General features: G+C 39.2%; 4 protein-coding genes. All 4 read right to left on the reverse strand.

Annotated features, from left to right (window positions below; genetic code table 11):
• Window positions 1-119: 119 nt before the first annotated feature.
• The 4 genes from lacG to ACIY19_RS10590 all read right to left on the reverse strand — a co-directional run bounded on the left by lacG (window position 120) and on the right by ACIY19_RS10590 (window position 4,494).
• Entirely contained in the window at window positions 120-1,526 is a 1,407-nt protein-coding gene (gene lacG / locus ACIY19_RS10575) for a 6-phospho-beta-galactosidase (protein WP_409003379.1), read from the reverse strand.
• Between the two features lie 84 nt (window positions 1,527-1,610).
• Window positions 1,611-3,305 (reverse strand): lactose-specific PTS transporter subunit EIIC, encoded by a 1,695-nt coding sequence (locus ACIY19_RS10580; protein ID WP_001037490.1) that lies wholly within the window; start codon window positions 3,303-3,305, stop codon window positions 1,611-1,613.
• The gene (locus ACIY19_RS10585) at window positions 3,305-3,622 is read right to left on the reverse strand and encodes a PTS lactose/cellobiose transporter subunit IIA (protein ID WP_001078319.1); all 318 of its coding nucleotides are present in this window, start codon (window positions 3,620-3,622) and stop codon (window positions 3,305-3,307) included. The genes ACIY19_RS10580 and ACIY19_RS10585 overlap by 1 nt, the downstream gene beginning before the upstream one ends.
• A gap of 35 nt (window positions 3,623-3,657) precedes the next feature.
• Complete coding sequence (locus ACIY19_RS10590; protein ID WP_000285730.1) at window positions 3,658-4,494, reverse strand: PRD domain-containing protein; 837 nt, start codon at window positions 4,492-4,494, stop codon at window positions 3,658-3,660.
• Window positions 4,495-4,756: the final 262 nt, after the last annotated feature.

Below are 4,756 nucleotides of genomic sequence, written 5' to 3' on the forward strand. Positions count from 1 at the left end.
ATGGGACTTTTTTTCTATACAAAAATAGGCTCCATAATATCTATAGAGGATTTACCCACTACAAATATTATAGAGCCTAAAAATTCCCCTGCCTTTTGGCGGGGAATTTTTGTTAAATTTTATTCAATAAGTTGTGTCTCAGCTAGTTTCTTGTACCAGTGAGCTGATTTCTTAGGATAACGTTCTCGAGTTTCAAAGTCTACATAAAAGAGACCGTAGCGTTTTTCATAACCGTTTGACCAAGAAAAGACATCCATCAACGACCAGATAAAGTAGCCTTTGACATTGGCTCCATCAGAGATTGCATCTGAAATCACTTCCATATGTTTCTTAACATAATCAATCCGCCCATCATCGTAGACTGTCCCATCCACAAACTCATCTTTGTATCCGAGACCATTCTCTGTGATGTAGATTTTCTTGTAATTTGGGTAATCTTGTTTCACGCGCATGATTTGATCATACAAACCTTGAGGATAGATAATCCAGTCCCAGTCCGTACGTGAGACATAGTCAGGCGCCACTCGACGTCCAACTCCCTTAATCTGATACTTAGAGCTTCCTTTTTCACCCTTACCGTTATGAATGATTTCTGTTTCGCCATCAAAGGCTTGCATCCAATCACTCATGTAATAGTTAATTCCAAGGAAGTCGTTCAAGTCTTTTGCAGCTTCTAGCACAGCGAAGTCTTCTTCACGCAAATCTAAGCTTCCACCATTGACTGCTAAGATATGGTTGACACCTTCCATGGTTTCTTCGGAATATCGTCCTAGATAAGTTGCATCCAAGATAAATTTATTGTGGATGATATCTTCCAACTCAGCAGCGCGAACATCTGCTTGATTTTCAGGATCTAGAGGATATTTAGTAGGCAGGGCGTGAACCACACCAATTTCCCCTTTATAACCTTTATCTTTATATAGCTTGACTGCACGCGCATGAGAAACCATCATATTGTGGTGAGATTGAAATACTTTGGCAAGGTCGTACTGAATACCTGGAGGGAATTTCCCAACCAAGTATTGACCATCACCAATTGGTCCAATTTCATTGAATGTTGTCCAATAGTTTACTTCTGGGAATTCTTCAAAACAGAAGGCCGCGTAGTCTACAAAGTGTTCAATGTTTTCACGGTTTAAGAAGTCTCCATTTGAATGTAGAGCTTCTGGCGTATCAAAGTGATGAAGAGTTACAAAGGGCTCAACATGGCGTTTGTGGCACTCTGCAAATAGATTATGATAGAACTCAACCCCCTTGTCATTAACCTTCCCATAACCAGTTGGAAAGATACGTGACCAAGCGATTGAAATACGGATACCATTGACACCATACTCTTCTGCAAGTTTGAGGTCAACTGGGTATTTGTGATAGAAATCACTGGCTGGTTCTGCAGTGTACCAGTAATTATCTTCAAGATATTTATCCCAGGCAACTGGTCCTTTACCATCGGTATTGGTCGCACCTTCTGCTTGATAGGCTGCTGTTGCCCCGCCAAAAATAAAGTCTTTTGGAAGTGTTTTTGTCATTTGATTCACCTTTCAAGAAATAGAAATGAGATGGAGATAGAGTCGGGAGGAATTCCTCCATCTCACTTCTTCGCTATTTACCTTTTATTCTTCAAACTGCGCTTGAACAAAGGCAAGAGCGCCTTTTCCATCGCGAGTCAATTTAATATATTGGCCACCTTCAGTCTTGGCAAGTTTGATACCAAGTTTGTCGGTTTCTGCTTTCATATCTTCAAAGTTAGAAGCTACCTGAGGAGCAAGGATAACCAGATCAAACTCTGGCAACATTTCACGGTGAGCCCCATAGCCACCAGCTGCTGCTTTGACAGGAACTTTATATTCTTCTGCCGCTTTATTTAAAGCATTTGCGAGGAGACCACTTGTTCCTCCACCTGCACAGAGGACGAGAACATTTGTTTCCTTAGTAATTGTATTTTGAGATGCTTCTACACCTGCTTTTTCAAGAATAGCATCCGCTTTGGCAGTATTGAAGTTTGCAGCTACTTTTTCTTTCAATTCATCATTGGCTTTACCAGAACGCTCTTCTTCAAGAATTTGTTCATCATAAACCTTGAGGAATGGATAGTAAATGGCTACGTCTACAAGAATTAACAAAGCAGCAAGTACAAATGACAAGAATTGGAAGTTTGTACCGAGAACAATACCGAGAGGACCTGGTGTTGTCCAAGGAAGGTTGGCAGTAAATGAGTTCATGCCAAGCGTTTCAATGAAGAATTTAAAGATCCATACGTTGGCAATTGGCGCAAAGATAAATGGAATAAAGAAAATTGGGTTCAAGACAAGTGGTGCACCAAACAAGATTGGTTCATTTACACCAAAGAAAGTTGGAACTACTGAAGCACGTCCGATTGCACGGTTACGTTTTGATTTTGTTAACCACATGAACATGAATGGAACAACCAGTGTCGCACCAGTACCACCCATGGTAACGATAAACATTTGTGTACCAGAAGTAAGAATCTTGTCAGCATGCATCCCTTGTTGGAGAAGGTTCAAGTTGACTTCGGCATTTGCATAGGTAATAGCTGCGATTGCTGGTTCAACGATAGATGGACCGTGGATACCCACAAACCAGAAGAAGGCAAAGGCCCCAAAGATAATGGTAATACCTAGATAACCATCAGCAGCATAGAATAATGGTGCAAAGAATTTACCGATTGATTCAGCTACGCTTGCACCAACAAAATGACGAGCTAGTAAATCAAGAGCATAAAGAGAAACCACTGATAGAGTGAATGGAATCACATCTTTAAATACTTGTGAGATATTTGGTGGAACTTCGTCAGGCATACGAATAGTGACGTTGTTCTTAACACAAACCTTATAGATGGCTACAGTAACAAAGGCAGCAAGGAAGGCTGAAAGCAAACCTTTTGTCCCCAAGAATCCAGTAGCTAGGCCACCTTCAATCGGATCAGCTGCCAACATCAATAAACCAACAATTGCTGCCAACAGTGTTGACATATAGTTGATTTGGTTGGTTTTCTCCATGCTACGGTTTACTGAGTCGGTCAATGACTTAGCTGTTGTACCAGCTACCAAGAGAGCTAGAATCCCCATTGAATAACTATAAGGTTTCATGAGGAGATTAACAACATCATCAGACCATTTAAAGCCCCATGAGTTTGGTACAAAGGCAATCAAGATAAAGATACTTGAGAAGAGAATAACGGGCATTCCAGCAATGAAACCATCACGAATAGCGCGAAGGTAAATATTACGAGACAGTTTTTCAAAGAAAGGCTTCCCTTTCTCGATAAATGAAATTAGTTTGTTCATTACTTAACTCCTCTCTTGTAAAGTTCGATTAAATGGTGCATCAAATCTTTGAGCAAGATAGTTGTCATCAAGTGATCCTGACCATGCATCATGGTCACACTATAAGCCAAATCCTCACCAGCGGCTTCCTTGGTCAATAGACTTGTTTGCGCGTGATGAGCCTCGGCGATACAGCCACCAGCTTCCTCAACTAAACTATCCGCTTTCGCAAAATCACCAGCTTCAGCAGCCTTCAAGGCTTCCAATAGTTTTGAACGAGCATCGCCAGCATAGGCTACGATTTCAAAACCTAACAATGTTACTTCTTCTCTATTCATGATAGAATTCTCCTTATATATTTTTAATTAAATTTTTATGACAATAAACGTTGGATATGTAGAACTAGATAAACTCGTTCACTTTTATACAAATCAAGACCAGTATGTTGCGTAATCACATCATAAATCTTGGAACCAATCTCAAATGCTTTTGGATAGGATTGTTTAATATGATCTTCCATATCCAGAAGTGATTGGTTATCATCTCTAGATCTGTCTAAATAATCCAAGAAATAGTTGAGATGAATCATAAAACGATCATAGAAATGATTATTCTCTTTGGTTCGTTGAATTGCATAACCCTTTAGCACTTCTTCAACATTCCTGAGAATTTCTTTCCTCTTATCAATCGACTCAACAACTTCCACTTCATTTTCACCTTCGGCATTAATGAAATGATAAGCAATCCGAATAATTTCGTCCTCAGGAAAATGATCCGCTAGCTTCTGACGGTAAATTTCAAATGCTTCCTTTGCGATTTGAAAAGCTACAGGATACTTGGCAGAAATATCTGGCAGATTGCTATCCTTGTACCTTCCTTGTGTTAGGGCTTGATAGGAACAGTAAATATGATCTGTCAAGGTCACATAGAGATATTCTTGAATCGGATAATGATATTTCTTAGAAAGATTATCAATGATCTCGTAGGTCACTGTGATAAAATCAAGCGGAACATCTTTGAGCAGAGCCATAAAGTTTTCTCTGGACTCTTCTGTCTTCATCCGAAAGATTTTCTCAACCTGATTTTCAGCAATCAAATCCCCCTTCTTTTTCCCAAATGCAATCCCCTTACCAATCACAATCACTTCTTCTCCTTTGTCATTTCTGACAAGCGAGACATTGTGATTCATTGGGTTTAGAATTCGATACATGGTAACCTCCTTTTGTATCTTAAAGGTATATGAGTACAAAAAATGACCACAAATGAACAAGAAAATCATCCGATTTCTAATTCACCTGTGATCATGCCTAATATTACTTAGTAACACTCACCTTGTATTAACTTGTGATTTAAGTATAGCACAAGTAAGTTTTTTTGTAAACCTTTACATTCAACTTTGTTTGTGTCTAAATTTTTGGGAATAATCAAATATCCTTATAACTCAATAAGAAAGCGAGATTTTTCAGACAAAA

It is taken from the genome of Streptococcus sp. ST14, assembly GCF_046098195.1.
GTDB lineage: Bacteria > Bacillota > Bacilli > Lactobacillales > Streptococcaceae > Streptococcus.